The sequence below is a fragment of the Fimbriimonas sp. LA-C6 genome, assembly GCF_055398105.1.
This window is the reverse complement of record NZ_AP038796.1, coordinates 3,566,476-3,589,619: the sequence shown is the minus strand read 5'-3', so window position 1 is coordinate 3,589,619 and position 23,144 is coordinate 3,566,476. Positions and strand designations below refer to the sequence as shown.

General features: G+C 52.7%; 22 protein-coding genes and 1 pseudogene. 16 read left to right on the top strand and 7 right to left on the bottom strand.

The window, feature by feature from the left end:
• Positions 1 to 2 precede the first annotated feature (2 nt).
• Together ACZ51B_RS16515 and ACZ51B_RS16510 are read right to left on the bottom strand one after the other, a co-directional pair.
• On the bottom strand, positions 3 to 1,787 hold the full coding sequence (locus tag ACZ51B_RS16515; RefSeq protein WP_464294443.1) for an ABC transporter ATP-binding protein: 1,785 nt from the start codon (positions 1,785 to 1,787) through the stop codon (positions 3 to 5).
• A 78-nt stretch (positions 1,788 to 1,865) separates the two neighbouring features.
• Positions 1,866 to 2,153 (bottom strand): DUF503 domain-containing protein, encoded by a 288-nt coding sequence (locus ACZ51B_RS16510; RefSeq protein WP_464294442.1) that lies wholly within the window; start codon positions 2,151 to 2,153, stop codon positions 1,866 to 1,868.
• Between the two features lie 185 nt (positions 2,154 to 2,338).
• Between ACZ51B_RS16510 and ACZ51B_RS16505 the strand changes: the two are divergent.
• The 6 genes and pseudogenes from ACZ51B_RS16505 to ACZ51B_RS16480 all read left to right on the top strand — a co-directional run bounded on the left by ACZ51B_RS16505 (position 2,339) and on the right by ACZ51B_RS16480 (position 10,157).
• Positions 2,339 to 3,643, top strand: a pseudogene (locus tag ACZ51B_RS16505) (DUF4331 family protein).
• 314 nt (positions 3,644 to 3,957) lie between these two features.
• Entirely contained in the window at positions 3,958 to 5,910 is a 1,953-nt protein-coding gene (locus ACZ51B_RS16500; protein WP_464294441.1) for a methyl-accepting chemotaxis protein, read from the top strand.
• A gap of 223 nt (positions 5,911 to 6,133) precedes the next feature.
• Positions 6,134 to 7,384 carry a DUF4331 family protein gene (locus tag ACZ51B_RS16495; protein ID WP_464294440.1) on the top strand — a complete coding sequence of 417 codons (1,251 nt, stop codon included), beginning with the start codon at positions 6,134 to 6,136 and terminating at the stop codon, positions 7,382 to 7,384.
• Between the two features lie 54 nt (positions 7,385 to 7,438).
• Positions 7,439 to 8,152 (top strand): choice-of-anchor J domain-containing protein, encoded by a 714-nt coding sequence (locus ACZ51B_RS16490; RefSeq protein WP_464294439.1) that lies wholly within the window; start codon positions 7,439 to 7,441, stop codon positions 8,150 to 8,152.
• Positions 8,152 to 9,279: a tetratricopeptide repeat protein gene (locus tag ACZ51B_RS16485; RefSeq protein ID WP_464294438.1), complete on the top strand. Its 1,128-nt coding sequence runs from the start codon at positions 8,152 to 8,154 to the stop codon at positions 9,277 to 9,279. Before ACZ51B_RS16490 ends, ACZ51B_RS16485 begins: the two co-directional genes overlap by 1 nt.
• Complete coding sequence (locus ACZ51B_RS16480) at positions 9,276 to 10,157, top strand: prepilin-type N-terminal cleavage/methylation domain-containing protein (protein WP_464294437.1); 882 nt, start codon at positions 9,276 to 9,278, stop codon at positions 10,155 to 10,157. The genes ACZ51B_RS16485 and ACZ51B_RS16480 overlap by 4 nt, the downstream gene beginning before the upstream one ends.
• Before the next feature lie 6 nt (positions 10,158 to 10,163).
• Here the strand turns inward: ACZ51B_RS16480 and ACZ51B_RS16475 are convergent, their stop codons facing one another.
• Positions 10,164 to 11,327 carry an MFS transporter gene (locus tag ACZ51B_RS16475; protein WP_464294436.1) on the bottom strand — a complete coding sequence of 388 codons (1,164 nt, stop codon included), beginning with the start codon at positions 11,325 to 11,327 and terminating at the stop codon, positions 10,164 to 10,166.
• 159 nt (positions 11,328 to 11,486) lie between these two features.
• Between ACZ51B_RS16475 and erpA the strand changes: the two genes are divergently transcribed.
• The 7 genes from erpA to ACZ51B_RS16440 all read left to right on the top strand — a co-directional run bounded on the left by erpA (position 11,487) and on the right by ACZ51B_RS16440 (position 17,311).
• Positions 11,487 to 11,921, top strand: coding sequence for an iron-sulfur cluster insertion protein ErpA (gene erpA, locus ACZ51B_RS16470; RefSeq protein ID WP_464294435.1), 435 nt, complete (start codon positions 11,487 to 11,489; stop codon positions 11,919 to 11,921).
• 96 nt (positions 11,922 to 12,017) lie between these two features.
• Positions 12,018 to 12,473: a hypothetical protein gene (locus ACZ51B_RS16465; protein WP_464294434.1), complete on the top strand. Its 456-nt coding sequence runs from the start codon at positions 12,018 to 12,020 to the stop codon at positions 12,471 to 12,473.
• Positions 12,470 to 13,120 (top strand): DUF5612 domain-containing protein, encoded by a 651-nt coding sequence (locus ACZ51B_RS16460; protein ID WP_464294433.1) that lies wholly within the window; start codon positions 12,470 to 12,472, stop codon positions 13,118 to 13,120. Before ACZ51B_RS16465 ends, ACZ51B_RS16460 begins: the two co-directional genes overlap by 4 nt.
• 43 nt (positions 13,121 to 13,163) lie before the next feature.
• On the top strand, positions 13,164 to 13,397 hold the full coding sequence (locus ACZ51B_RS16455) for an NINE protein (RefSeq protein WP_464294432.1): 234 nt from the start codon (positions 13,164 to 13,166) through the stop codon (positions 13,395 to 13,397).
• 84 nt (positions 13,398 to 13,481) lie between these two features.
• Positions 13,482 to 15,494, top strand: coding sequence for a M3 family metallopeptidase (locus tag ACZ51B_RS16450; protein WP_464294431.1), 2,013 nt, complete (start codon positions 13,482 to 13,484; stop codon positions 15,492 to 15,494).
• Between the two features lie 50 nt (positions 15,495 to 15,544).
• On the top strand, positions 15,545 to 16,033 hold the full coding sequence (locus tag ACZ51B_RS16445) for a DinB family protein (protein ID WP_464294430.1): 489 nt from the start codon (positions 15,545 to 15,547) through the stop codon (positions 16,031 to 16,033).
• Between the two features lie 9 nt (positions 16,034 to 16,042).
• Positions 16,043 to 17,311 (top strand): M48 family metallopeptidase, encoded by a 1,269-nt coding sequence (locus ACZ51B_RS16440; protein WP_464294429.1) that lies wholly within the window; start codon positions 16,043 to 16,045, stop codon positions 17,309 to 17,311.
• Here ACZ51B_RS16440 and ACZ51B_RS16435 read toward each other — a convergent pair.
• The 3 genes from ACZ51B_RS16435 to ACZ51B_RS16425 form a co-directional block, all read right to left on the bottom strand.
• The gene (locus tag ACZ51B_RS16435; protein WP_464294428.1) at positions 17,286 to 17,735 is read right to left on the bottom strand and encodes a hypothetical protein; all 450 of its coding nucleotides are present in this window, start codon (positions 17,733 to 17,735) and stop codon (positions 17,286 to 17,288) included. The two genes, ACZ51B_RS16440 and ACZ51B_RS16435, sit on opposite strands and share 26 nt — an antisense overlap.
• Before the next feature lie 323 nt (positions 17,736 to 18,058).
• Positions 18,059 to 18,856: a prepilin-type N-terminal cleavage/methylation domain-containing protein gene (locus ACZ51B_RS16430; protein ID WP_464294427.1), complete on the bottom strand. Its 798-nt coding sequence runs from the start codon at positions 18,854 to 18,856 to the stop codon at positions 18,059 to 18,061.
• Between the two features lie 476 nt (positions 18,857 to 19,332).
• Positions 19,333 to 19,620 carry a hypothetical protein gene (locus ACZ51B_RS16425; protein ID WP_464294426.1) on the bottom strand — a complete coding sequence of 96 codons (288 nt, stop codon included), beginning with the start codon at positions 19,618 to 19,620 and terminating at the stop codon, positions 19,333 to 19,335.
• A gap of 60 nt (positions 19,621 to 19,680) precedes the next feature.
• Between ACZ51B_RS16425 and ACZ51B_RS16420 the strand changes: the two genes are divergently transcribed.
• On the top strand, positions 19,681 to 20,448 hold the full coding sequence (locus ACZ51B_RS16420; RefSeq protein WP_464294425.1) for an SIR2 family NAD-dependent protein deacylase: 768 nt from the start codon (positions 19,681 to 19,683) through the stop codon (positions 20,446 to 20,448).
• On the opposite strand, the gene msrB is transcribed toward ACZ51B_RS16420, so the two are convergent.
• Entirely contained in the window at positions 20,432 to 20,929 is a 498-nt protein-coding gene (gene msrB / locus ACZ51B_RS16415; protein ID WP_464294424.1) for a peptide-methionine (R)-S-oxide reductase MsrB, read from the bottom strand. The genes ACZ51B_RS16420 and msrB overlap by 17 nt on opposite strands.
• Positions 20,930 to 21,014: 85 nt before the next feature.
• Between msrB and ACZ51B_RS16410 the strand changes: the two genes are divergently transcribed.
• Positions 21,015 to 22,355, top strand: a complete 1,341-nt coding sequence (locus ACZ51B_RS16410) for an MFS transporter (RefSeq protein ID WP_464294423.1) — start codon at positions 21,015 to 21,017, stop codon at positions 22,353 to 22,355.
• Positions 22,356 to 22,363: 8 nt separating this feature from the next.
• The gene (locus ACZ51B_RS16405) at positions 22,364 to 23,128 is read left to right on the top strand and encodes a sugar phosphate isomerase/epimerase family protein (protein ID WP_464294422.1); all 765 of its coding nucleotides are present in this window, start codon (positions 22,364 to 22,366) and stop codon (positions 23,126 to 23,128) included.
• Positions 23,129 to 23,144 lie beyond the last annotated feature (16 nt).

Genomic DNA, 23,144 nt, shown 5'->3' with positions numbered 1-23,144 from the left:
GTTTAGATGGCTGCCAGTTCGTATAGTTCGGCGTACTTGCCGGATTTGCCGAGGAGTTCGGCGTGGGTGCCCAGTTCGGCGATTCGGCCTTCTGCTAGGACGGCGATTTGGTCTGCGTCTTGGATTGTGGAGAGTCGGTGGGCGATGACGAGTGTTGTTCGGCCCTTCATGAGGCGGTCCAGGGCTTCCTTGACTAAGGCTTCTGAGATGTTGTCTAGTGCTGATGTAGCTTCGTCTAGGATAAGGATCTTGGGATCCTTGAGCATGGCTCGGGCGATGGCGACGCGTTGGCGCTGGCCACCGGAGAGGGTGATGCCACGCTCGCCGACCATGGTTTCGTAGCCTTGGGGGAAGCCTTTGACGAACTCTTCGACATTGGCATCACGGGCTGCTTGCTCCACTTCTTGGTCGGTGGCTGTGAGTTTGCCGTAGCGGATGTTGTCTCGGAGCGTGCCGTTGAACAGGATCGGCTCTTGGGGAACAATGCCAACGTGCTCTCGGAGAGCTTCTCTTCGGATGTTTGTAATGGGGACTCCGTCGATCAGAATCTGCCCGGCCTGGGGTTCATAGAAGCGATAGAGGAGGGACGCCAGAGTGCTTTTGCCAGCGCCGCTGGGACCGACGATTGCGGTTACTTTGCCTGCTTTGATCGTCAGGTTGAGTGAGCGCATGACGGGCACATCGGCTACGTATCCGAACTTGATGTCGACGAACTCGACTGCGCCGGTGCCGATTGGGAAGTCGGTGGCATTGGGGACGTCGGGTTGCTCGGGGGATGTGTCGAGGATGCTGAAGATTCGCTCACCTGCTCCGACTGCGCGTTGCAGGCGGGTGTAGAGGGATGCGATTTGGGCCATGGGGCCGCTGATGATGAAGATGGCGGTGATGAAGCCGAAGAGGTCGCCCATCTTCATGGTGCCCGAGATGACTCCTCGTCCGCCGTACCATCCAACTCCGATGATCATGAGCATGAAGCCGGTACCTGCGACCGTGCCCATCATGCCTTCCCACCGGGAGCTTTTCATGCCTAGGCGGAACACTTCGCCGAGTCGGAAGGTTGCTCGCTCGTCTTCGTACTGTTCGCGCGCGAAGGCTTTGACGAGTCGGATGTTGGCGATGGCTTCGGTCATGCTCCCCATGGCGTTGGAGAGGGCGTCGAGGCCTTTTCGGGTGAGTTGTCTGAGCGCTCTTCCGAAGAAGACGAAGAAGCACATCATAAGGACCAGGAGGCTGACGACCACAAGGGAGAGACGCCAGTTCATGGTGACGGCGACAACGATGCCGCCGAAGAGTGTGATGAGCTGTCCGCCGAACTTGACCAGGTCGTCTGTGAGGGTGGTTTGCAGCAGACTTACGTCGTTGGAGAGGTAGCTGGTGAGATCTCCAGAACGTGTTTTATCGAAGTAGGCGACGGGAAGTCGTTGCAGGTGGGCGAACAGTTTGAGTCGGACCTCGGTGACGATGCGGTTACCTGCGAAGGCTGAGATGATGTACTGGACGTAGCCAAGGAGACCGCCGAATACGATCAAACCTAAAAGGAGCAGGACCTCGGAGTCGAGAGTCGATACGCTTCCGGTGGAACTGACTTTATCGACAGTGCCACGAACCAGGATTGGGACCGACAGTTGGATCGCTGTGCTGAAGAGCATGAGCACTGCCGAGATGCTTAGGATCTTGCGGTAAGGGATTGCGAGTTGCAAGAGCCTTTTGACGGCTGACCAGGAGATCTTTCGCTTTAAATCTTCATCGTTGCCGCCCATTGAGGCGCGATCATTGGATCTTCTCATTGATATGTAACTAAGTTCTACCTAGTTCTGAGGGTTGCTGATCCACATCGGCGCGAATGCCCAATGAATTGCGGTGGATTAGGTGCGCTGAATATCCTTGAGTGCCGCTTCGACCACGACTTCGGGCGTCGCGTCTAGGACATCCACTACGTGCTGGAGTTGGCTTTCTGCTTGCTGTGCGTTGTTGGAGACGGTTGCAACTCCTAGGGTGGCGACGTTCCAGAGATCGTTGTCGTCTACCTCGGAAATGGCTACTTGAAAGTCTCTCCGGATTTTCTCCATGAGGCTACGGAGAACGCGGCGCTTGTCTTTGAGTGAGAAACATCCATCAAGGCGGAGCGATAGCTCTAGGGTTCCAACGATCACTCAACCATGATATCCAGCTTCCGGATGTGTGGCAGGGCGGATGGTCCTAGGGGTGTGTTTCCAATGTTCATGTTCTGTTCAGGTTCGACACATGGTTGTTTCAGCTTCGGAATAGAAATTGAGACTCGTGCTGTGCTGCGTGTGGATCCTGTGATTCTTACCGGTCGGCTCAATAGGAGTTGAATATGTTTCTAAAACCAAAAGCTATGGTTCTGCTTGCATTGGCGCTGCCAATTGCACTCTTGAGCCGTGGTCATGCCTCTGACCACGCTGACACGCCTGCGATTGCGGCAAACCCTGGGACGGACATTACGGATGTGTTCCTTTTTCCGAGTCCTGAGAATAAGGACAACGTTGTGATGGTGATGAATGTTCACCCGCTGATTGGCCCTGGTCAATCGGGCACGGTCTCTTTTGATCCGAACGTGCTGTATCAGTTCAAGCTGGATAGCAAGGGCAATGGTGTGGAGGACAAGGTCATCCAGGTCAAGTTCTCCGGGACGGGTGCTGGGCAGACTGTTTCTGTTGCGGGTCCGCTTAAGCCGAGCACGACAGGTTCTTTCAATGTGTTGGAAAAGCCTTATGCGACGACCGGATTATTGAATCAGGCGTTCTCGCCTACTCCTGGCATGAAGGTGTTTGCGGGTCCACGCGAGGATCCATTCTTCTTTGATCTGGAGCAGTTCTTCAACATCTTCCCAGACCGAGCCACCCCTCTGACTGGGCAGAACATCGCGAACCCTAACCAGCCTCAATCCACCACATGGAGAGCGAGCGGCCAGGCTGTGGACTTCCTTTCGAACGGTGGTTACAACGTTCTCTCGATTGTCGTTGAGTTGCCGCGGGCGATGCTCACTCAGTAATCCCGGATGAAAACTATGAATAAAAACTTTAGAAATTTCGGCGTGTTGTTCGTTATCGCTGCGCTGGCAGGGTGCGGTGGATCGAGCTCTTCCAATGGAGGTTCGAAGATCATTGGTCTTTGGACAACCACGAGTACGGCGACTCGTGGAGGCACCTACGAGCAGATTGATCGATTGGCTCGTCCGGTTGTGAATGAAGTGTTCGCGACTGTTGCCAACAATCGGCATGAGATCAATGACCGACTGAGTCCTGACAGCGATAAGTTTGAGTTGGCTCAGGATATCGACTCGTTCTTGACCTCGCCAGCTGGTCGATCTCAGCAGATTCGAGACGTGGTGAAGGCGGTGCTCGTGCCTGATGAGTTGAAGGCTGACCTTTCTCAGAATGACTCGGCGGCTTATCTGGGTTATGAGACCAAGGGCGCTACGGGCGGCAAGTTTGGCGGTCGAAAGTTGACGGACGACGTGGTGGATACATCGCTGGGGATTGTGTTTGGTAGCACCATTCCGGCTCTTGGTCTTGCGCCAGATGACGGTAAGGAGATTCCGACGCTTACGAGCGACCATGTTGGTGCTGAGGGCAAGCACTTTACCAATACGTTCCCTTATTTGGGCTCGCCTCGCTAACGGCTTGTTTGGCGCACGCATAACTCTGAGCCACCGACGGGTGGCTCATTTCTTTTTAGAGCATTCACCGCTTACGTTTCTGTATCTCGATACATGTAGATCCTAGTACTTAGCTCAATGCGACCGTAAGCACTTTAAGAATATCAAAGATTGCCAGTTTTATTGCAGGCTATCGATATAGGGATTTGCCGCATCAAATACGCGTAAGAAATGCGTATAAATGAAGGATCTGAGTTCGATTTGCACTTGTTGGCTCCTGAGGAATTGATTGTCCGCTCTCGATAATTGCCCTCGTATTCCTTTGGGATGTGCAAATGAAGAATTTTCTAATCAACTTAAAGATGAGCCACAAACTTCTTGTTGGCTTCGGTGCTTGTCTTGCACTGATGGCTGCTATTGGGCTTGTTGCCCTTTCTGGCTTTAGCGGGCTTAACACCAAGCTGGACAACATCACCTCTGATGCGGTCCCCGGTATCGTTGCGATCGACCAGTTTGATAGTGCTGCGGTGTCCTTTAGGATTCGACAGTTTCGACTTGCTGGGCATATTGATCCTAAGAAGGTGGCCGAGATTGACAGCCAGCTATCAGAAGGCACGGGGATAGCTGATAAAGCACTTAAGGATTACGAAGGGCAAATCAATACCAAAGATGACTTAGAGAATTTCAATACACTCAAGGCGTTGTGGACCAAGTATTTGGCAGCTTGGGAGAAAGTGCGTAACAAGGCGAAAGATGTTGAAGCTGATAATCGATTCAGCACAGTGGAAGCCGCTATTACACCCATCTTTAAGGATGAACTTCGCCCACAGATTGACAAGATGAAGAAGTGGAATCTTGACTTTGTGGCCCAAGCGCAAAAAGATGCTCACGCTACGGTTCGTTCAAAGACGAGTTCCGTGTATTCCATCCTTGTCATCGCGTTCGTCTTGGCTGTTTCGTTCGGAGTAACGCTCAACAAGATTATCGTTCGGTCGATTCGAGAGCTGTCTCAAAAGCTGGAGTCGATCACAGCACATTCAGTTTCGGATCTTAAGGCTGGTGTTACCGCTTTCTCTGAGGGAGACCTCACAAAGCATGCTCATTCCGTGACCACCCCGATCGAGAACATTAGCAAGGATGAGCTTGGGCAGATGTCTGCCACGTTTAACAAGATGCTCAGCATGATGGCTGAGACGATTCAGGCTTATAACGATTCACGAAAGTCGCTTGGACAGCTCATTGGGAAGGTAGCTCAGAGTTCTACCGAAGTGTCGGCGACTAGTCAGACGATTGCTGCAGCGGGTGAAGAGAGCAGTGCGACTTCTTCGGAGATTGCAAACGGAAGCGAGAAGCTTGCTGTGAGCGCCACTGAGGCATCGGCCGAGATGAACAAGCTTGCCAAGCAGGTTGAGATGGTTGGCAAGAGCAGCGAGAACCAGAAGGATCTTGTTGAAGCCGCTTCCGCAACGATTGATGAAGCCACTCAGGGCATCTTCACTGTGAGCAACGTTGCTAAGGACATGTCTGCGACGGCTGTTTCTGGAAACCAGGCGGTGACTGAGACGATTGAGGCTATGCAGCGAGTGAAGACCAAGGTCAGTTACTCGGCTGCTAAGGTTCAGGATCTTGATGAAGCTGGTCAGCGGATCGGTGAGATCGTTAAAGTCATTGAAGGGATTGCCGAGCAGACTAACCTTCTGGCACTCAACGCAGCTATTGAAGCTGCGCGTGCTGGTGAGCATGGTCGAGGCTTTGCGGTTGTTGCTGATGAAGTGCGAAAGCTGGCTGAGCAGGCTGGTGGCGCTACTAAGGAGATCGCCACGCTTATTGATGGAGTGAGATCTACCGTTAACCAGACTGTGGATGCGATCCGAAGCACTACTGACGAAGTGGAAGAGGGAGCTGCAAGAAGCACCCATGCCGGGAATGCTCTTCAGGAGATTGTTCAGGCTGCTGGCGAGGTTGCTCAGCATGCTGATTCGGTTTCCAAGCTCATGGCTGATGCCAGCAAGGGGATGGGGTTTGTCTCTAATGCGGCTACTGAGAACTTGCAGGTTGTGTCTGAGATGACCACTGTTACTGATCTGATGGTTGGCTCCATTGAGGGAGTTGCTGCTATCAGCGAGGAGTCTGCGGCGGGTGCTCAGCAGCTGAGTGCGAGCATTGAACATGTCGGTGCAGCGGCTCAGTCTTTGGCTCATATGAGCCAAGATCTTCAGGAGCTTGTTGGAAGCTTTAAGCTTGAAGATGAGCTTTCCTCAAAGGCTCATTTGAAGATTGCCGCCTAGTAGGGGCAGTTCATTCATGAAGGGGCAGCCTTAGGAGGCTGCCCCTTTTTGTGTTTATGGGCACTTGTTTGACCTTGTTTTTTTGAACATGTCGTTCGCATTCATGAACCGTTCATGTTTCTCACATTTAGGTTTCAGGAGCGACCTCCAAATTGATTACGTTGTTCGCCGGAGAGCCAGAAGTGCCATGCGGCGAAACACCCATTCAGTTAGGAGTTGATATATGTTCTTTAAACCAAAAACTGCTGCACTTATCGCCTTGGCATCCCTTGCGGCGCCAGCGGTGTTTATTGGCACCAGTCGTGCATCCGACCACGCAGACACACCTGCCATCGCTGCTAGCCCAGGTCTGGACCTGAGCGACGTTTTCATGTTCCCAAGTGCGGATAACAAAGACAATGTTGTTCTCGCCATGAACGTTCATCCACTGATCACGCCTGGTCAGGTGAACAACGTTTCCTTCGATCCCAACGTGCTGTATCAGTTCAAGATTGACAACACGGGCGACTACAAGGAAGACCTCGTTATTCAGGCTCGCTTCAGCGGAACGGGTGCGAACCAGAAGGTTTGGATCAGCGGTCCTATGAAGCCTTCGATGGTTGGAACTCAGAGTGTTCAGGAAACCCCTTACGCTACTTCTGGAATGTTCAACACGACATTCTCACCTGCTGCTGGAGTGAAGGTATTTGCGGGTCCACGCGAAGATCCGTTCTTCTTTGACCTCGAGCAGTTCTTCAACATCTTCCCAGATCGGGCCACTCCTCTGACCCTTCAGAACGTTCCTAATCCGAACGCGCCTCAAGCAAATGGATTCCGACCGAAGGGACAGGCTGTTGACTTCCTTTCCAACGGTGGTTACAACGTGCTTTCGATCGTTGTGGAAGTGCCTCGCAAGATGCTCTTGAGCAATGTTGCAGGAACGAAGAACGGCAAGCGAAACAACGTGATTTCACTGTGGTGCACGACTAGCGCGCCTAACGGCAATGTGTTCAACCAGGTGGACCGACTTTGCCGACCTGCGATCAACGAAGTATTTGCAACTGTTGCTAATAACCGACACAAGATCAACGATGAGGCTACTCCTTCGGACGACATGCTCAACCTGAAGAACGACATGGATAGCTTCCTTCAGTTCCCTGCTGGACGTTCCAAGCCTATTCGAGATGTTATTGAGGCCGTTCTGGTACCCGACGTGCTTAAGGCAGACCTTAGCTCTCAGGACCAAGCTTCCTATCTTGGCTATGAGACTGGCGGTGCGACTGGTGGCAAGTTCGGTGGACGAAAGCTGTCCGACGATGTCATCGACATCTCTTTGAATGCGATCTTTGGAAACACGATTCCGGCTCTTGGACTTGCTCCAGATGATGGCAACGAGATCCCCAGCTTCACCAGCGACAACGTTGGACCAGAAGGCAAGCACTTCCTCCCTTCGTTCCCTTACCTCGGAAATCCGATTCGATCCGGCGGCATCTAAAGCAACCACGGAGGCTCAACTGAGCCTCCACGAACTTAACTTTTGGAGAAAACAATGCGAACTCATACATTAGCTCTTACATTCATCGTTGCAGCGGTTTCTGCTGGTGCACAGGCTGAGGACTTTGCCAACGTGAACCACCTGTTCACCACTGGTGACTGGGTTCAGTACAACATGAGCAACCCACAGGATGCGGGCCATTCGGATCCCTGGGGACAGGGTGATGCGAGCGTTTTCAGTGCTTACACGGGCGCTCCAGACAGCTACATCTCGGCTAACTATACGGCAGCAGGAAACGCAAACTCAAACAATCAAGGAACCATCAGCGCATGGCTATTCGCTCCAACTCGAACCTGGAGCAACGGGGACACGATCTCCTTTGCGACACGCACAGCAGGAGATTCTTTCTATGCAGATCGACTCCAAGTACGCCTCAGCACTTCCGGCTCAAGCGTGAATGTCGGTTGGAACGAGTTCACGGTCGGGAACTTCGACAACCTGCTTCTGGACATCAATCCAACGCTTGAAGATCGCGGTTACCCACACGACTGGACCGTCTATACGGCAACGATCTCGGGTCTCAGCCAGCCAAGTTTTGGTCGGATTGGTTTCCGCTACTTCGTTGAGAATGGTGGCGCTGGCGGTGTGAACTCGAACATCGTTGGAATTGACGACTACAACGTGAAGGCCGTCCCAGAGCCAGCTTCCATGGCTGCTCTTGGCTTGGGCGTTGCTGCTCTCATTCGACGAAGGAGAATGGCAAGATAATGAACACGGGCAGAGCTCTCTTCGGCGCGGGTTGCGTTGTGGGTGGATGGATGTTATTCATCGCTTTCCATGCGGCTCCTGCAAAGGCTGTTTCGCTGCATACAGAACCAACTGTTCATGCGGCATACGACCCGACAGCAATTGATAGCGCGATCGCTTTCCATAAGGAGCGAGTCAAGCGCGATCCTAAAGGTCCTATCGGTTGGGCGATGCTAAGCGATGCTTGGCTGGCTCGAAGCCGAGAATCGGACTCTGATGCTGCTGCTTGGCAGGCCGAAGAGGCTGCCCGTAAATCCCTCGCTCTCAGAGAGCGAGGAAACAGCCATGGCATTGTTTGTCTGGTTGAGAGCCTTCTGGAGCAGCACCGGTTCCAGGACGCTATCCAAGTTTTGGAGAACTACCACGTGCGGAGTCGCATCTATGCGGATGTTCTGATCGAGGTCGGTCGATATGACGATGCGGAGAAGGTTCTTAGCAAACTCAATGTGGCTGAGGATCCATCCGTTAAGGCTGCTGTTGCGAGACTGGCGGCTGCTCGTGGCGATCACGATGCATCGATCACTTCGTTGCAGGCTTCGCAAGGGTTGCTACTTAGCAATGCTGGCGTTCCAAACACCACCATCGCTTGGTTCAACGTGAAGTTGGGTGATGAGTATCGAAAGCATGGGGAAGACGATAAGGCTGAGAGTCTGTATCGGCAAGCTCTTGCAATGCATCCACGGAACTATAAGGCCAACCTTGCGATGGCTAAATTGATGCTGAGCCGTAAGGATTGGAATAAGAGCATCGAATTTAGCATGGCTGCCTTGAAGATTGCGGATTCGATGGATGCCAAGAGCATGTTGGGAGATGCTTATAAGGGGCTGGGGAATGACGAAGAGTCTAGCAAGTGGTATGCGCAGTGCTTTGAAAGCTATCAGAAGGAAGTTGCTTTGTTTGATAAGCTTGGCAAGGGTGGACCTTTGCATGTTCGGCCGATTGATCGGCAGTTTGCGATGTTCTGTGCTGAGCACAAGATGTTCGTCAAGGACGGTCTTGTTGCTGCAAAGCGAGATCTTGCTAATCGTCCTGACCCACACGCTCACGAAACACTTGCGACCTTGCAAGCCCTGGTGTCGAAATCATGAAACGCGCTTTTACATTGATCGAACTCTTAGTAGTGATTGCTATTATTGCCATCTTGGCAGCGATTTTGTTCCCTGTATTTGCGCAGGCGAAGCAAGCGGCAAAGAAGGCTAGTTGTCTTACGAACATGCGCCAGCTGGGTATTGGCGCGGGCATGTACGAGTCGGACAATGATGGGGCTCTTTACCATCACCATGAGGATTGGGTTCTGGATGACGGAACTCTCACTAAGGAACTCCCGGCCGATGTGTCGGGGTGCCTTGGGGGTGGTGAGGGGAACAGTCAGGCTGAGAAGCCTTGGGCGCTGTTCTTCCAACCGTATCTGAAGAATCGACAGATCCTGTTCTGCCCAACTGAGAGCGCTGTGCGGTCGAAGAATCTTTCGACGGACATCGCCGGCTATAACGGTGGGATTGATCAGATTGGGACTGAGTGTGCGGTGGACCCTGCTGGTGAGCAGTGCCAGGCAGATAAGAACAATTGGAGCATGTGGAGTTATGCTCTGAACTCGATCTTTACCCATAAGTCGTGTCGGTATGCAAAGGAAGGGGTGCTTTCGGGGTTTGCTACTGAGAGCGTGCTCGCTTCGCTGAATGATCCTAACGTGATCATGTTCTCCGAGCGGAACACGGAAGGGCTGACGGATCCTAAGAGTGGGTTCTACTATGTTCCGCAGGACGACTACGACACTTGGTCGGGCGAGGCGGCTTTGATCAAGTGGGGCACGGGAAGCCGGCCTAATGAGGGCTGGTTGAATGTGAATCGGCACGGGAATGGGTCCGATTACATTTATGCCGACACCCATGCGCGGTTTATGCCTTGGGGCAAGGCTCGTTTGGATCAGTATCCGGATCATGTGGTTCGCAAGCCGGTACAGTGAGTCTCTTTAGTGGCCTGTGGGTACGGCTTTGCTGAACCTGCCGGCCAACATCACCACCAAGCAGAGGGCGGCTATTGAGCCGAAGGCGATTCGCAAAGAGGTTTGTGATGCCAGGAAACCGATGGCAGGTGGTCCGAGCAGGAAGCCGCTGTAGCCGCAGGTTGTCACTGCGGTTAGACCCAAGCCTGGGCTGACACCTGGCACCTTGCCTGCCGCTTTGAATATGATCGGGACGAGGTTGGCAAGGCCCACTCCCACAAATAGGGCACCTGCAATGGCGACGGCAGGTATCGGGAGCACTACGGCTGAGAGGATGCCGAGCGTTGCCAGGGCCGCACTTGCAACGAGCACCTTTCTCATTCCGAATCGATGGATCCAGCTGTCACCGACGAATCGGGCGGCGAACATGGCAAATTGGGATAGGCCGAAGGCTGCGGCGGCTAGGGAGGTCGTGACCTTGAGATCGGTGCGAAGGTAGACGGCGAGCCAGTCCCAGACGGCGCCTTCGCTGATGAAGGAACAGAAGACCAGGGCGCCGAGGATGAGGATGGGACCCTTGGGGAGGGCGAACTTGGGGCCGTCTTCTTGTTGGTCCTCGCTGGCGGGGAGCATTCGAGGCGTCACTGCGATGAGCAGGCTTGCTAGGGCGATGGACCAGCCTATCGAGAATATACAAGGGTTAATCCCTAGTTTTAGGGCTAGGGCTGCGCCCGCGCCACCTGCGAATCCTCCTACGCTGAACCAGCCGTGGACTGCGGAGAGGATGGGCTTGTCGTACCTATGTTGGACAGCCAAGGAGTGGGCGTTCATGCTGACGTCCATCTGTCCGTTGGAGGCTCCCATGAGATAGAGGATGCCGATGAGTCCCCATAGCGAGGGGGATGAGACGACGAACGGCATGACCACGGCCAATGCGAGACCTGCGATGATGGCCACTTTGCGGCTTCCGAATCGGTGGATCAGGGCACCTGCGAATGGCATGGTGGTGACTGCTCCGATGGCGCTGGCGAGTAGGGCGAAACCGAGTGATCTGGGGTCGAGGGCCAGTCTTTCTTTGACTACGGGAATGTAGGGGGCCCATCCGCCTAGCAGTGCGCCGTCTACGAAGAAGAAAGTAGAGACGGCCCAGCGGGCTGCGCGCAGGGTTCGGATGTCGATACTCGGGCCCATGAAGCTTGGAAGGTACCCAGAGTTTGGGCTTTCGTTGCTGGCTTCCTAGCAATACGGCCAGAAAAAAGCCGTTAGAAAAAGCGAACCCGTGAGATAACCGATACGTATTACAAGAATAGTCTCCGAATCTAATATACTGAGGCCTAGGAAAGAAATTAAATGGCACTGCAAGAGGACCTGAACACAGCTCAGACAACGTCTCCGATCACTCTCACCGAGCGAGCAGCTCAAGAGTTGAAGAATCTCTTAACCGAAAACGGCAAGGAAAAGTCTTCCCTGCGCGTTTGGGTGGCGGGCGGCGGTTGTTCCGGCCTCACCTACGGCATGGCTTTGGACGACAACGACGCTGAAGAGGACGACCAAGTTCTTAGCGATCAGGGCGTGAAGATCCTGGTTGATAGCTTGAGTCTTCGATATATGAACGGCTCCGTGGTCGATTATGTTGACGAAGTTCTTGGTGGTGGATTCAAGATTGAGAATCCGAACGCGACCAAGTCTTGCGGATGCGGCTCTTCCTTCGCTGCTGGCGAAGAGGGCATGGAAGGTCTCGACACTCGACAGGGTGGCGGTTGCGGCGGTTGCGGCTGCAAGTAAGCGGTTTCTAACCGTCAAGTTATTGCGATGGGCACGAACTCAGCTTGAGTTCGTGCCCATCGTGTTTTTCGCGGTAGCCTAAGGGGCATGCCGGATATGTCGACCACTAAGGACTTGGCCATTATCCTTGCTGGGATCGTGGCGCTTACCACTTTCTTGAGTGGTGTGATTGAGTATGCGCGGCAGAGCAACTTAAAGCGCGCTGAGCACTTTGTGCAGATGCGGCGGCGGTTTCTTGAGACCCCGCTGTTCCAGTCGATCTTGTTCGAGCTTTCAACCGATTCTGAGCGGCTGGCTGAAATCCCTATTCAAGACAGGCGCAACTTCCTTGGGTTTATGGAGGAGGTGGCTTTGATGGTGAATTCCAAGTTGATCCGCAAGGATGTGGCTCACTACATGTTTGGCTATTACGTGCTGCTGGCTGATAGCAGCGTCTATCTGTGGGCCGGGTTGAATAAGGATGATCGATATTGGTCGCTTTTCTGCAGTTTCGCGGCAGAGATGAGGACGCTTCAACAAGACATGTATAACATCTCTGAGCTCAAGATATGAACAGCATTGGCATCACGGTGGTCGCTAAGGATCGACCTGGTCTGCTTCGAGACGTGGCAACTTGCATTGCTAGCGTGGGTGGCAATATTGACTCGGTGAACAACAACAGCGGGGTGCAGGCTGAGGTTCACTTGGAGATCAGCAACATTGATGACCAGGACGCTCTTCGTGCTGCGATTATGCAAGTGGAGGGGGTTGAGTCTTTTGAGATTGCTGCCTCGTTCGGGTCGATTTTTGGAAAGCGCGTGATCGTGATGGGTGGTGGTGCGCAGGTTGCTCAGGTGGTACTTGGAGCTGTGTCTGAGGCGGATCGGCATAACATTCGGGGCGAACGTATTAGTGTGGACACCATTCCGATTGTGGGTGAGCATACGCTGGCCGATGCGGTGAGGGCGGTGGCTCGGTTGCCGCGAGCTAAGATCCTGGTTCTTGCCGGCAGCATCATGGGTGGCGAGATCACGCAGGCTGTGCGGGAGTTGCGTAACGTTCATGGCATCCCTGTAATTTCCCTGGCGATGGTGGGGAGCGTGGTGGATGAAGTTGACCTTGTTATCACCGATCCTGTGCAGGCTGGCGTGATGTCTGTGATGGCGATTGCGAATACGGCAGCATTCACTCTGGATAGGCTTAAGCAAAGAAAGTTGTAAGCATAACACTCGCAAATTCAACAGGAGTGCTATGATTCATCTCATGGCAAGCGAGAAAAAGATTCCAGCTGCACTCTTGGGCATTCTTTTGGGTGGTCTTGGCGCTCACAAATTTTATCTGGGATATACCAAGACGGGCATTATTCAGTTGGCGATGTCCGTTGTGACTTGTGGTGGTCTCGGAATCATTGGTCTGATCGAGGGGATTATCTATCTGACCAAGTCCGACGAAGAGTTTGACAACACCTACGTCAACGGCGAGAAACTCTGGTTTTAACCCATCTTTGAAGCAGGATCCAGTATTTGCTGGAGCCTGCTTCATCCTTTAAACAATTAGCCTACAAATAGAGTAAGAAGGGATATGAATTCCTTGCTTCGTTCGGCAATGATGGCCGGGCTCGCAGTCCTTGCTCCTTCCCTTTTCTCCCAAGAGATCCCCAAGCCGATTCAGGAATCGATTGCTCGCGCTGATAAGGCGATTGCGGCGATTGTTGCGGTTCCTGATAAATCTCGGACGTTTGCTAACACGGTGGGAGCGATTGACGATCTGATTGATCGTTTGCAAACCGAGACTTCCCTGTTCGTTTTTCTCTCCAACGTTTCTCCGGACGCGCAGACACGCGATGCTGCACGGATTGCGGATGAAGCGATTTCGAACTACAGCATTGGAGTTGGCAAGCGTGAGGACCTTTACAAGGCGGTCAAGGCTTATGCAGATACTCATCCGAAACTTTCGGGTGAACAGGCTCGGTTTCTAGAATTTACGCTTCGGGACTATCGGCGCGCTGGGATGGGATTGAGTAAGGCCGAGCGAACGGAGTCGTTGAATCTGGAGCAAGAGATTGCTCGGCTGAGTATCCAATTCAATAAGAACGTTGCGGATGACGAGACGACACTCACCTTTACCAAGGAGGAGTTGCGGGGCGTGCCTGACAAGCAATTGGCGGGCTGGCCTACTAGCGGGAATCTATATCTGATCCCTCTTGGTGAGTCTAGTTTCAATGCGGTGAACACCTATGCCAAGAGCGAGATGACTCGTAAGAAGGCTTGGCTGGCGTATAAACGGCGTGGTGGGCAACGCAACGTAGAGGTTCTTGAGAAGATCATCAAGTTGCGGGATCGGGACGCTAAGATCTTGGGTTACGCATCGACTGCTGCTTTTGAGACCGAGGTTAAGATGGCGAAAACCCCTGAGACGGTGTTGAAGTTCTACTCGGACCTGAAGCCCATTGTGCGGAAGAAGTCACTGGCTGACTACCAAGAGTTTCTTGCCTTGAAGAGGGAGATCACCAAGAACCCCAAGGTGAATATCTATCCTTGGGATCAGCTCTATCTTAAGAATCTGATTCAGCAAAGGAAATACTCCGTGGATGGGTCGAAGGTGAGCGAGTATTTCCCCATGGAGAAGGTGGTGCAGGGGCTATTTGGGGTGACCCAGTCTTTGTATGGCATCACTTATAAAGATGTTACGGCGGGCGGCGGGCATGATGGGAATAAGCTGTGGCATCCTGACGTGAAGTATTACGAAGTAGTTGATACTGCTACTAACAAGACGTTGGGGCATTTCTACCTTGATCTCTATCCTCGGCCTAATAAGTATTCGCACGCTGCGTGCTGGTCGCTTGTTAATCGAAAGGTGTTGGCGGATGGCAGCGTTCAGCTTCCCGTTGCGGCTTTGGTCTGCAACTTTGCCAAGCCTTCGGCCGATGCTCCTAGCCTGTTGCCTCATGACGAAGTGGTGACGTTCTTCCACGAGTTTGGACACTGTCTTCACAATCTCCTGACTGAGGCGACCATGAGCCGATTTGCAGGGGCGAGTGTTGAACAGGACTTTGTTGAGGCACCTTCTCAGATGTTTGAGAACTGGGTCTGGAACAAGGATGTGCTGAAGACTTTTGCTCGTCACTACAAGACGAATGAGCCAATGCCAGAGAGTCTTTTGAAGGGGATGCTGGCTGCCAGAAACCTTGGCAGTGGATTGGAGGCAGAGCATCAGTTTTACTATGGCGTGGTGGATATGAAGTACCACACGGCTCCCAACGGCGAGGTTGATACCACGAAGGTCGCGTTGGACACGATGGGTGAAGTGGAGTTGTATAAAGGCGTTCCTGGCAGTCTGTTTCAGGCTTCGTTTACCCACTTGGTTGGGTATCAGGCGGGCTACTACGCCTATCAGTGGTCGCTGGTTTATGCTCAGGATATGTTCCAGCGGTTTGAAGAACTTGGGTTGTTGAGTCCTAAGGCTGGAGCGTATTACCGAGAGAAGATTCTGTCGAAGGGAGGCACTCTGGATGCGACTGAGATGCTGAAGAGTTACCTAGGCAGAGAGCCAAAGCTCGACGCGTTCTTACGGCACCTTGGTATGAGTAAATAGCTCAACAAACGTCCCGGCTCGAGGACTGGAGCCGGGGTATGGTTTGGGAGATGGTGCTGCGTTCCGAATATGCTCGAAACTATCTCTTCACTGCTTTGCAGTCCGGGCCAGAGTTGTTGACTCTTGCCTCGAAGAATCTCTCTGATGTCGAAGCAGACCATCGTGGGGATCCTGACCGGTTTACGATTCGCGAGGTGATTGCTCATCTTGCCGATTGGGAGCCGATCTTTCTTTCCCGCATGGAGCGAATGCTTAATGAAGATTTTCCTTTTATCCCAGGTCTAGACCCAAGCGATTTGGCGCGCGACAACCACTATGCGGTGTTGAATCCCCAGGAGCAGCTTCAGAGGTTTGCGGCGGGGCGTGCGGCTAATATTGCCTTCCTTCGGTCCATCACACCAGAGCAGATGGAGCGTGCTGCTGATCGTCCAGAGATTGGAATGATGACGATTGCTGATGTGGCGATGCTGATGCCATTGCACGATATCTACCATCTCAAGCAGGTCTCCGAACTAAGAAGCTCGTTTCGCGCTCAATAGAGTAGACCCATGAAGTTGTGCCCCGTCTGTCGAATTCAGAACCGCGATGATGCCGTTGCCTGCTGGGAGTGTGGGCAGGGGTTTGTCGACGATGTCATCACGATGGCGCGAGCAAGGATGGCTCAGGGGCTGAATGGCGAAGCGAAGACGCTTTATCGGAAAGTGCTCCAGCAAGACAGTACTAGCCGCGAGGCGATTCTCACTCTGATTCGATATCAGATGATTCATGAGGTGCCGGAACTGGAGGCGCTCCTGATTCAACATGTGATTCGGTCTCCTTGGGATTATGAGGCGATTCAGATTTTGATTGATCTGAATCCGGTTGCAGCGCAGAAGCTAACTGGTGTGATTGTGGAGGCTCGAGCGGGGACTCCTGAGGCTCCTCCGCGGATGGGGCTTCCCATCCAGGCTGTGTCCCACTTTATGGATGAGCTGTTTCTCAACAGTTGGTCGAAGCAGGCGTACATTGTGCGGGCTGTTGAGAGTGATCGTCAGATATGGGCGGACGGCGAGTTTAAGCGCCAGATGCTTCTAAACTCGGTGAAGACGGGGCCGGCTCAGATGCCGAAGCTATGGGATCTCAATGTTCTGGCAGCACAGCGGCTTGGGATGAACCCTGTGGATCTGTATGTTGTCTCTGAACCCCGGGTGACTGCTTACACTGGCGGGAGTCAGGAGTGTTTCATTTGTATCACCACTGGGCTTCTAGATAGGTTGACGGACCAGGAGATCATGGCTGTGATTGGGCACGAGCTCGGGCATATCTTCTTTAAGAATGTCCAGTTTCAGAACGTGATTCGGGACTTCTTGATTGCTCTTAATACAGGGGACAAGGCTGCTGAGGGCATGATTTACGGTCTCGGTGGGGCGGCGTACTCGGCGGCGACTTTGCACAACGAGCAGGCTATCCAGACCCGGCTGATGAAGGGGCAAGAGATTTTCAGCAGCATGCTTCAGTGGCAGCAGTTCTCGGAATACACGGCTGATCGGATCGCGATCATCGCTTGTGGGTCGGTGGATGCGCTTATTTCTGGTTTGGTGAAGACCCTTGGGATTGGGTTGGAAAGTGTGAGCAACCGCTTCGGAACCGCGTTTGATTTGGAGGGCTATCTCAGTCAGTATGACGAGGCGCAGCTGATTCGTCAGAAGGCGAATGAAGCTGAGCGTTTCGCCACACACCCTGAGGATGCCGTACGGCTTCGGGCACTGCAGGCCTGGAAACTCACTGATTGGCCTGGGCGGTTCGAGATGCCTACGATAGGATCTGGTACGACTTAGGCGGAGTTCCCGTGATTTCACCTTTGCGAATGCTCTGGAAGAGTTGTTCGGAGTTGATCTTTGTTTCGGGATTTGTGAGGAGATCGCACATGTTCGCTATGGGGAAGATCACATAGGCGCGATCTCTCGAGACGATGCCTGGGGCCTCGTCGTCTTCGAAGGAGACCAGAACCCATTCCCAGCCGGCGACCTTGCAAAGGGTATCTGCCCACACTGTGCCCAGTCCATCCGCGATTTCGTAGAACTGATCCTCTGTGAGCTTGCTTACCTTTTTGCGCACTTCGGCGATTTTGGCTGCTACTAGCTGCTGGATCTCCTCGACCGAGGTGCTGGGTTTGGCACCGAGCAACTGAATGCCTTGCCGAGAGCAGTCTTGAATCTGCTTGAGGATTTCGCTGGGGAGTGGAGTGTCGCCTTTGTTCATTACAGTGGAGGAGTTCAGTGTACTGCCTTACTGTTGAGCAAAAACGTGGAAAGCGCCTCTAAGCCGTTGCTTGGAGGCGCTTCTCAGCTACTTTGTAGAGGGACCGGGAGGTCCGGGGGGCAGCGTTGCATTCGGTCCGCCAGGAGTGGGGGCACCCGGCGTTGGTTTGCCTGCGCTCGCGTCTCTAGGAGGTCTTTCCCCGCCACCCGGGGATGGCACATAGTCGTCCTGTCCGCTCATGGCCTTACAGCCGCAGAGTGTTACTAGGATAAAAGCGGGCCAGAGGACCACAACATGTTTGAGTTTGAGGTTCTTCAAAACTATCATGGCCAATTCCCGTTGCTGCCACCGCAAGTCACGTCCAGACCATCGTGCTCTGGGATGATGTCATGCCAATTACCACTCCAGCGCGAGTTCATATAGTCTTTATCTGAAGCGTTGAAATAGGGCCAACATCGATACCCTGGGAGGATCGCATTGTGCTTTCCATCGGCCGTTCGATTGGCTTGTGCTCCCTTGGCATGGCCGTCGCAGTAGATGAGCGTCGAGAACTTGTTGTGCCGATGGGCCATTTCATTTGATCCATCGCCTACGGCACACCAATCCCACTGGCCACCTGCCGAGTTACAGTTATCGCGTTCGTACAGAACCACCGTGATAGCTGGGAAAGCAACTTTCGAAGCATTCACTGCATAGGTAAAACCGTATGGGCCGGATTGCCACCAGTTCCATCCCATGTTGGAAGGCATCGTGTAGGACCGCTGCACAATTCCATAGTCTCGTGTTTTCACCTTTGGCGAGTAGATATCGGAGGGGCAGCTAATGAGACCAGTGTTCTTGATATACGGTTGAAGTAATCGGTCCCAAGTCAGGTTGTCGTTGATGAAATCTGGCCCAGGAACTGGACCGCAGAACGGTGGACAATAAGCATCATCCGCGTCGTTCATATACAACATTTGTGAAATACCGACCTGCTTTGCATCGGAAAGACACTGTGTTTTCTTTGCGGCTGCTTTAGCCTGAGCGAATACTGGAAAGAGTATAGCGGCAAGAATCGCGATAATGGCTATCACGACTAAGAGTTCTATAAGCGTAAATGCGTCTTTCTTTGACTTTGACATAACTTCCTCGTGATGTCGTAACAACATACAATCCTAGAATAAAGTAGGTTTTCTGAATAGACCAGTATAATGGAGAATATTATTCTCAGAATGCGACATAAGACATCGAGGACAATAATTTTTTTCGATGATTTGTGACTTTCATTAAGGATGAAAAGAACTCATATCGGAATACTATAGATGATTACCTATATATTAACTACAGTGACAAACAATGGGTGAATTCACTGATTTAGTCGCGGGTGTCACCGAAGTGCGTGGATGATCCACGAGTAACTCTTGGCGATAACTGCCGGTAGTGTGCAACCGTTCCATGCGTACTCTGAGGACCTACAATAGGAAAGGGCAAGGGGTGAACTCTTGAAGTCATAGCCTTGAGCTGGCAGTTGAATCGAAAACTACGGCTACAGTTTTCGATTCTAGCTACTGAGTTTAACCACAAAGTAGAGTTCACAAAGATCGTCTATATTCGCTGGTCATGGTCGCTGCATTGAGTTGGGGTCTTCTCCTGCTCGGAGGGAGATCTCGGCTCCTTCTAGACCTAATGCAAGACACTCGAATAGGTTGCGGACACATTGTCCGATACGGTCCCCTTTGATTCTCTCTTCGACAATGGCATCCACGAGCATTCTTGCTTTCTCGGCAGATTGTTGACGGGGTTCTTCACCTTCTAGATCGTTGGGATCATCAAAGCGGTAGGGGGCCAGTATTCGGATGATCGAGTCGGTAATCTCAAGGCACCGAGGCGCCTCGAGATCGAGCACGATATTTCGAATACGTAATGCAATTGTCAAAGCGTGAGGCAAATTCAAAGGGAGATTAAAATGGCGAATCATGAGACACTGCCCGATAACTTGAGATCACTTCTACCACGATTTCGGGGTCGTGTGTTTTTCTTAACAGGCGCAGGCGTATCGGCAGCGAGTGGAATACAGACTTTTCGCGGCGATGAAGGGCTCTATAAAGGCCTTGATCCGTACCAACTAGCCAGTCCAGAGGGATTTGCTGCTGACCCCGTGACGGTATGGAACTGGTATCTGATGAGGATTCATCGAGGAAAGCATGCTGAGCCCAATGCGGGCCATTTAGCTTTGGCTCGGATGGAGACGTTGGCCGCTGAGTTTCACATGGTGACGTCCAATGTGGATCATCTGCACATGAAAGCTGGATCTCAGAAGGTTTACCGGGTTCATGGCAACGTACTGGAGATGCGCTGTACGGAATGCCGACGAATTACTCCTGTTGACCCTCATGCTATTCCGGAGGAGATCGATGCTGAGACGATTTTTCGGTGTGAACTGGATGGTGCTCTGCTTCGCCCGAATGTTGTGTGGTTTGGGGAGAGGGCTAATCCGCAGGTCTTCGATATTGTCAATCGGCATCTTCCTGACGCGGATGTGTTGATCGAGGCGGGGATGAGTGGAATGGTTGATTACGGAATGACTCAGTTGGCTGCTCGGATGGGGATTCCGGTTCTTCGCATTAATCCCGAGGGCGAGGGCGGCACTGGGATCTACATTTGGAGAGAGCGATCTGAGGTTGCTCTCCCCTTACTTGTTGAGGAAGCGGCTGCCGCTACTTTGTCTTCTTGAAGATGAGACACTCTGAGTTGATGCAGTAGCGGAGACCGGTTGGTTTTGGGCCGTCGTCGAAGACGTGGCCCAAGTGTCCGTCACATTTGGAGCATCGCACTTCGTCGCGATCCATACCGAAGCTTTTGTCTTTGAGAATCCAGACTGCGTCTTTGGTAGCCGGTTTCCAGTAGGATGGCCAACCGGTTCCTGAATCGAATTTTTCAGCTGAGGTGAACAGCTTGTTGCCGCATCCGACGCAGAAGTAGTCGCCTTTAACATGGTTGTTGTGGAACTTGCCCGAGAAGGCTGCCTCTGTACCTGCGGCGCGGAGGATATCGTATTGAGCGGGAGTCAGGAGCTTCTTCCATTCTGCGTCTGACTTCACGACCTTGTCTTTTCGCTTGGGGCTTTGGCTACTGGTGTGCTGTTGAGCAGTGGCGCACGCCCACAAACATCCTAGGATAAGCAAGCTACTGAATGCCATCAACGACTTACGCATATCTTATCTAACGCATAAAGCTTGCTCTCTGGTTCAGGTTATGCGATACTACGTCGATCATTTTCGGGCAAGGAGGCTTGAAACGTTGGCAACTGTTTCTTCACATCAAAGACGATTACTGGACATGACCGGCTATCAGTGGACTGTGTTGTTCGCTGCATGGCTCGGCTGGGGCTTTGACGTTTTTGATGGACTGCTTTTTAACTATGTGGCACCTAACTGCGTGCCGACGCTATTGGGATTGAAACCCGGTACTCCTGAGGCACAATCGGCCACCCTTACTTGGACTGGAATCCTCACTTCCCTGCTTCTCGTTGGTTGGGGTGTGGGTGGGATTTTGTTCGGAAAGATTGCGGATCGGATAGGGCGGACCAAGACGCTACTTCTTACGATGGCTCTCTATTCGATGGGGACTGCTCTGTGCTCCGTTGCTCCTAATATCACGTTCCTTTTCATCTTTAGGATCCTCGCGAGTTTGGGGATCGGTGGCGAGTGGGCCGCGGGGGCTGCGATGGTGGCTGAGGTGGTCCCTGAGAAGCGGAGAGTCGAGGCTGGCGCTCTTCTTTATACATCTGCTCCGTTTGGGCTATTTCTGGCGACGACTGTTGTGCACCAGGTTCAGGGCGTGATGTTCAAGAGCAACCCTGAAGTGGGCTGGCGATATGTGTTCCTGTTTGGTTTGTTGCCTGCTGCGGTTGCGTTCCTGGTTCGGATGTTTGTGAAGGAGCCTGAGCGATGGAAAGACGTTGCGGCGAACTCCATCAAGCCGAAGATCGCCGAGCTGTTTACTCCTGAAATGCTTCGTACGACCTTGAGTGGGTTTGGGCTGGCGTTGGTTGCGATTATTACTTGGTGGAGTTGCAATGCGTTTATCCCGGTGATTGCCACGAATCTTGCCAAGCAGGCCGCTCAGATCAAGGGTTTGGATAAGATGTCGACCCAGGTGTTGGTTGAGCATTGGAAGGCGATGGGGACGAACAACTTCAACCTAGGTGGGCTGATTGGGACGTTGCTGACGGTTCCTGCTGCTAAATACTTAGGTCGCCGAACGATGTTTGGGATTTACTTCCTGCTTTCTGGGCTTTCTATTATGCTCGCGTTCGGGCTTGACCTTTCGGGCGAGCAGCGGTTGGCGATGTACTTCCCGATTGGGTTGAGCATTTTTGGGGTGTTTGGGAGCTTTACTTACTACTTGCCGGAGCTGTATCCGACTCGGTTAAGAGCGACTGGGGCTGGATTTTGTTATAACGCGGGACGGTTTATTGCGGCGGCTGGTCCGTTTATCGTGGGAAGTATTGCTGCTCGGGGCGTGAACGGGCTGTCATCGGCACTGTCGGTTCTTTTCTGGGTGGGTGCTGTGCCTTTGATTGGGCTTCTCATTGTGCCGTTTGTTATCGAAACCAAGGGTCGTGCTTTGAGCGACTAGGAGTATTCATGAAACCGATTTCTATCCAACTCTATACCGTTCGTGAACTGACCAAGGATGGCAACCACTTAGACGTACTTCGTCAGATCGCTGATATTGGATACAAGGGTGTTGAGGGGCATGGCTTTGGGATGTCGAACACTGAGTTTCGGAAGGTTGTGGAAGATCTCGGGATGTCTGTTTCTTCTTACTTCGGCCCGACGCCGAAACCGGACACGGTTCAGGAGTTTATTGACAGCGCGAAGGAGTTGGGTGTGGTGGACACAGTATCAGGCTTTTGGATTCCTGATTTCGAAAGTGTCGAGGCGATTCAGCGGACCGCGGATCAGGTGAATGCGGTTTTGCCCAAGATTCTTGAAGCTGGCCTCAGCTTTAGTCTTCATAACCATTGGTTTGAGTTTCAGATGGTTGATGGGCAGTTGGCGATTGACCGTTTGCTTGGACTGTGCCCGGGGCTTACTTTGGAGATTGACATCTACTGGGCGGCGGCTTTCGGTGAGAATTCTCCTGCTGAGATGGTTAGGAAGCATCGGGCGGTTGCTCCACTTTTGCATGTTAAGGACGGGCCTCTGGTGCAAGGTCAGCCGCATGTGGCTGTTGGATCTGGGAAGATGGACATTTCTGGCACCCTTGCTGAGGTGGATCCGGCGGTCACTCATTGGTACATTGTCGAGCTCGACGAGTGTGCGACCGATATGATGCAGGCTGTATCAGAAAGCTATCGCTATCTGGTGGGCAGCGGGTTGGCATCGGGGAACAAGTTAGTCCAGTAAGAGCGCTGCTAAGTGC

Excerpts from the sequence above, each read along its gene's own strand:
- ACZ51B_RS16435 (WP_464294428.1), bottom strand. The coding sequence starts at position 17,735 with ATGAACAAAGGCGACACTCCACTCCCCAGCGAAATCCTCAAGCAGATT.
- ACZ51B_RS16450 (WP_464294431.1), top strand. The coding sequence starts at position 13,482 with ATGAATTCCTTGCTTCGTTCGGCAATGATGGCCGGGCTCGCAGTCCTT.
- ACZ51B_RS16405 (WP_464294422.1), top strand. The coding sequence starts at position 22,364 with ATGAAACCGATTTCTATCCAACTCTATACCGTTCGTGAACTGACCAAG.
- ACZ51B_RS16430 (WP_464294427.1), bottom strand. The coding sequence starts at position 18,856 with ATGTCAAAGTCAAAGAAAGACGCATTTACGCTTATAGAACTCTTAGTC.
- ACZ51B_RS16500 (WP_464294441.1), top strand. The coding sequence starts at position 3,958 with ATGAAGAATTTTCTAATCAACTTAAAGATGAGCCACAAACTTCTTGTT.
- ACZ51B_RS16480 (WP_464294437.1), top strand. The coding sequence starts at position 9,276 with ATGAAACGCGCTTTTACATTGATCGAACTCTTAGTAGTGATTGCTATT.
- ACZ51B_RS16490 (WP_464294439.1), top strand. The coding sequence starts at position 7,439 with ATGCGAACTCATACATTAGCTCTTACATTCATCGTTGCAGCGGTTTCT.
- ACZ51B_RS16455 (WP_464294432.1), top strand. The coding sequence starts at position 13,164 with ATGGCAAGCGAGAAAAAGATTCCAGCTGCACTCTTGGGCATTCTTTTG.
- ACZ51B_RS16440 (WP_464294429.1), top strand. The coding sequence starts at position 16,043 with ATGAAGTTGTGCCCCGTCTGTCGAATTCAGAACCGCGATGATGCCGTT.
- ACZ51B_RS16475 (WP_464294436.1), bottom strand. The coding sequence starts at position 11,327 with ATGGGCCCGAGTATCGACATCCGAACCCTGCGCGCAGCCCGCTGGGCC.
- ACZ51B_RS16420 (WP_464294425.1), top strand. The coding sequence starts at position 19,681 with ATGGCGAATCATGAGACACTGCCCGATAACTTGAGATCACTTCTACCA.
- ACZ51B_RS16460 (WP_464294433.1), top strand. The coding sequence starts at position 12,470 with ATGAACAGCATTGGCATCACGGTGGTCGCTAAGGATCGACCTGGTCTG.
- msrB (WP_464294424.1), bottom strand. The coding sequence starts at position 20,929 with ATGCGTAAGTCGTTGATGGCATTCAGTAGCTTGCTTATCCTAGGATGT.
- ACZ51B_RS16515 (WP_464294443.1), bottom strand. The coding sequence starts at position 1,787 with ATGAGAAGATCCAATGATCGCGCCTCAATGGGCGGCAACGATGAAGAT.
- erpA (WP_464294435.1), top strand. The coding sequence starts at position 11,487 with ATGGCACTGCAAGAGGACCTGAACACAGCTCAGACAACGTCTCCGATC.
- ACZ51B_RS16445 (WP_464294430.1), top strand. The coding sequence starts at position 15,545 with ATGGTGCTGCGTTCCGAATATGCTCGAAACTATCTCTTCACTGCTTTG.
- ACZ51B_RS16485 (WP_464294438.1), top strand. The coding sequence starts at position 8,152 with ATGAACACGGGCAGAGCTCTCTTCGGCGCGGGTTGCGTTGTGGGTGGA.
- ACZ51B_RS16465 (WP_464294434.1), top strand. The coding sequence starts at position 12,018 with ATGTCGACCACTAAGGACTTGGCCATTATCCTTGCTGGGATCGTGGCG.
- ACZ51B_RS16495 (WP_464294440.1), top strand. The coding sequence starts at position 6,134 with ATGTTCTTTAAACCAAAAACTGCTGCACTTATCGCCTTGGCATCCCTT.